The sequence below is a fragment of the Geobacillus thermopakistaniensis genome (assembly GCF_000498995.1).
GTDB lineage: Bacteria > Bacillota > Bacilli > Bacillales > Anoxybacillaceae > Geobacillus > Geobacillus thermoleovorans.
The window spans coordinates 1-3,217 of record NZ_AYSF01000119.1; the positions used below are offsets into that span (position 1 = coordinate 1).

The window sequence follows — 3,217 nt, forward strand, 5'->3', positions numbered from 1 at the left end:
GCAATACGGTCTAAAACGCGGCCGAAAAAAAGGTGAAGGAAAAACCGCGTACGCCCGGCCATGAAAAAGGAAAAAACAAAAAAGAGAAAAAAGAAAAAAAGCACGGAAAAGGGCATGGCGGCAAGCATGAATAAGCTGTTGCCAAAGGCGTTCTTATCCCCTGTTTAGGCGCATATATATAAAGACAAGCCGCACGAAAAAGGAGGGGGAGCGCCCATGGCGCATTTCGGCTCGAAAGGATGGCTTGTGGCTGAGTTGAAAAAGGCGGGCATCGCCCGTCATCCGGTTGGACGGAAAAAAATTGAAACGTACAAGGCGGCGGAGCTGTACGGGCTGTACCGAAAATATGTGCAGAAAACATGCTGAACCGGATGAAGCGATCCGGCTTCTTTTTTGGGGTACAATAGTTATAAGGAAAGGCCGTGAAGCCTTGATATGTCAACATTTCTAGTGGGAGGAGGGAGGGCGCGCCTCTTTGGCCAGGAAAGCGATGAAGAAAAAACGGTTTACTGTAGCGGAAGGGGAAACGATCGCCGCCTGTTTAGCGCGAATGAAACAGGAAGGCTACCGCCCTGTCCGCCGCATCGAGCAGCCGATTTTCCGCGAAGTGGAAACGAACGGCGAAACGATGGTTGAGCCGTGCGGGCGCATCATCGAATTTGAGGGTGTGCGCGATGAGCCATAACGGGCGGTTGTTGGCTCCACCTTAGGCTGAAGGCGCGGCCGCAGATTCGACGGGCTCTGGTTATAGGGGCAAGAGAATTCATCAAAAAATTGCGAAGGAAGTTCTTTTCCCAACGATCGCCGCCTATACAAAGCGGGGAGATCGGCCAGCCAAAAAAACCGGAAAGGGAGTTCCTTCCCGGTCTAGCTGTGCGGCCATTCGCGCGTTTTTTTCGCGTCTCGATGGCCGCCGGTCGGGTTGCCGCTTGATGCTTCGTAGCCGACTTGGTACACATAGTGCTTCGGGGCGTGTATGACGTTGTCCATTCGGTATTGGTCCAGATCGTCTTGAAATTGCCGTTTGCTTTCTTGCTCATCCATCATTGGTACCCCCTTGTGGATATGGACTGCTGCGTTTATAGGGTGCGTCATCAAGGCGTGTTTTACTCAAAAGCCGTGGATCGTCATGCCGCCATCGACGAATAGCGTTTGGCCGGTTATATAGCTTGACGCATCGGAGGCGAGGAACACAGCCGGGCCGACGAGCTCAGGCAGCTCGCCAATCCGCTTGAGCGGCGTGACGGCCAAAATGTCGTTCACATACGCTTCGTCCTCAAGCAGCGTTTTGGTGAGCGGCGTCCGGAAATACCATGGGCCGATCGCGTTGACGCGTATGCCGTAGCGCCCCCACTCAAACGCCAGCACTTTCGTCATTTGGATGAGCGCCGCTTTTGTCGCCGCATACACAACCCCGGTGCGCAAGGCGACATGGCCGGCGACGGAAGCGATGTTGATGATGTTTCCGCCTTGCTTTTGTTCTTTCATGACGCGACCGGCTTCTTGTGAGACGAGAAACGCCGACTTTAAGTTGGTGTTCATAATCGTTTCCCACTCATGATCCGTCACATCCAAAGCCGGGGTGCGGATGTTCATGCCAGCGTTGTTGACAACGATATCAAGTGATCCGGCTTGTTGTTTGACATTGGCGACGGCGTCATGCACGGCTTTCCGGTCGATGACATCAAGCGGATATATGTACGCTTTCCGGCCGAACTGTTCGATATGGCTTGCCGTTTCTTGCAAATCAGCTTCCGTGCGGGCGATGAGCGCCACATCGGCCCCGGCTTCAGCGAACCCGATCGCGATCGCCCGGCCGATGCCGCGTCCGGCTCCCGTCACTAACGCCGTTTTTCCGTCCAAGCGAAACGAAGGCAAAAACATCGAAATCTCCCCTTTCAGAATCGTCGGTACATCCTCATGATAGCATGATCCCCTGTTGCAGCCAATCATTGGCATCGCTGTTTGGCAGGAAGCGGGAATTCCAAGTTGCAGCCGGCGCGCCGTCCCGCTACAATAAAAAAGAGAACACCATCTAGATAAGGGGATGACGCCATGATTCATCACACATGGGCGACCCGGCCGACGATCAAAAAAGTAAAGTGCGTTCACACGAACGCGGAAAAGTACATGGTCAGCAATGTGTTGACGCCGGGCAAAGTATATGAAGTGAAAAGCGAAACGGACGAGTTTTATTTTGTCATCGACAACAGCGGAAAAGTCGGCGGGTTTTACAAAGATTATTTTGAGGAAGTCAAGTGATCGCGCCAATAGCCAAGAAAAAACGGATGTCCGAAACAGGGCATCCGTTTTTTCGATCAGCCGGCGGCGCTTTGTTCCGCCGTCGGCGGCCGCAACCGGCTTGCCGGCAGCGTGATCGTCAACGTCGTCCCTTTTTGTACGGCGCTTTCGATCGTCCACGTTCCTCCCATTTGTTCGATGATTTTGACGGCGACCATCGCACCAAGCCCAGTGCCTTTTTCTTTTGTGCTGAAGTATGGCTCGCCGAAGCGGCGCACTTGTTCTTTCGTCATGCCAACGCCGTTGTCGGAAATGGTGATGACGACTGATGCCCCCCGGTTCTCGGCCGCAACATGGAGCGTGCCGCCGTTCGGCATCGCCTCAATGCTGTTTTTCAACAAGTTGAGAAAACACTGTTGGAAATATTGTACGTTTCCGATGACGACACCATGTTCGAGGGAAGAGGATACATGGATCGAATGCATATGCGCCATTGGCGTAATCATTTGCAGCACTTTCTGAAGCTGGGTGGCGACATCAATCGGCTCGGTCTCTTTTGGCGCCGGTTTGGCAAACGTCAAATAGTCGCGGATGATGGCTTCCGCCCGCTCGAGTTCCTCTAAGGCGATGCGAATGTACCGCTCTTCGGTTTCGCGCGGCAGCCGACCAGTTTGCAGCAGCTGGATGAATCCTTTGACGACGGTGAGCGGGTTGCGGATTTCATGGGAAATGCTGGCCGCCATTTGGCTGACGATCTGCATTTTTTCCATCTTCATCAGCTCTGCCCGAGCGAGCTGCGCCTCATGAAGCGTCTCCATCAAATAGACAGCGAACATCATGACGAACGGCGGCATCATAATAAAATACACGATATATGGCTTCGTTACCGGAAAATCAGCAACAATCACGGCGACAAATGTCGTCAGCACCGCGAGCAAAAACGTCAGCCAAAGCGACATAAAAAGCTTGCCGAAAA

6 protein-coding genes are annotated in these 3,217 nt (G+C 53.2%); 3 read left to right on the forward strand and 3 right to left on the reverse strand.

Going from position 1 to position 3,217, the window contains the following annotated elements; all coding sequences use genetic code 11:
* Positions 1–216 precede the first annotated feature (216 nt).
* The gene (locus T260_RS1000000139325) at positions 217–366 is read left to right on the forward strand and encodes a YflJ family protein (protein ID WP_011231104.1); all 150 of its coding nucleotides are present in this window, start codon (positions 217–219) and stop codon (positions 364–366) included.
* Between the two features lie 124 nt (positions 367–490).
* Positions 491–685: an NETI motif-containing protein gene (locus T260_RS121405; protein WP_015374752.1), complete on the forward strand. Its 195-nt coding sequence runs from the start codon at positions 491–493 to the stop codon at positions 683–685.
* Positions 686–867: 182 nt separating this feature from the next.
* Here T260_RS121405 and T260_RS121400 read toward each other — a convergent pair whose 3' ends face one another.
* Both T260_RS121400 and T260_RS121395 read right to left on the reverse strand, forming a co-directional pair.
* Positions 868–1,044: a hypothetical protein gene (locus tag T260_RS121400; protein ID WP_173400022.1), complete on the reverse strand. Its 177-nt coding sequence runs from the start codon at positions 1,042–1,044 to the stop codon at positions 868–870.
* Between the two features lie 66 nt (positions 1,045–1,110).
* A complete protein-coding gene (locus T260_RS121395; protein ID WP_011231107.1) occupies positions 1,111–1,884 on the reverse strand; it encodes an SDR family NAD(P)-dependent oxidoreductase in 774 nt (257 codons plus the stop codon).
* A gap of 171 nt (positions 1,885–2,055) precedes the next feature.
* On the opposite strand from T260_RS121395, the gene T260_RS121390 reads away from it, so the two are divergent.
* The gene (locus T260_RS121390) at positions 2,056–2,262 is read left to right on the forward strand and encodes a DUF6501 family protein (RefSeq protein ID WP_011231108.1); all 207 of its coding nucleotides are present in this window, start codon (positions 2,056–2,058) and stop codon (positions 2,260–2,262) included.
* 56 nt (positions 2,263–2,318) lie between these two features.
* Here T260_RS121390 and T260_RS121385 read toward each other — a convergent pair.
* Positions 2,319–3,217: ATP-binding protein (locus T260_RS121385; protein ID WP_023634698.1), on the reverse strand; the 899-nt coding region annotated here is incomplete at its 5' end.

Excerpts from the sequence above, each read along its gene's own strand:
- T260_RS1000000139325 (WP_011231104.1), top strand. The coding sequence starts at position 217 with ATGGCGCATTTCGGCTCGAAAGGATGGCTTGTGGCTGAGTTGAAAAAG.
- T260_RS121405 (WP_015374752.1), top strand. The coding sequence starts at position 491 with ATGAAGAAAAAACGGTTTACTGTAGCGGAAGGGGAAACGATCGCCGCC.
- T260_RS121400 (WP_173400022.1), bottom strand. The coding sequence starts at position 1,044 with ATGGATGAGCAAGAAAGCAAACGGCAATTTCAAGACGATCTGGACCAA.
- T260_RS121395 (WP_011231107.1), bottom strand. The coding sequence starts at position 1,884 with ATGTTTTTGCCTTCGTTTCGCTTGGACGGAAAAACGGCGTTAGTGACG.
- T260_RS121390 (WP_011231108.1), top strand. The coding sequence starts at position 2,056 with ATGATTCATCACACATGGGCGACCCGGCCGACGATCAAAAAAGTAAAG.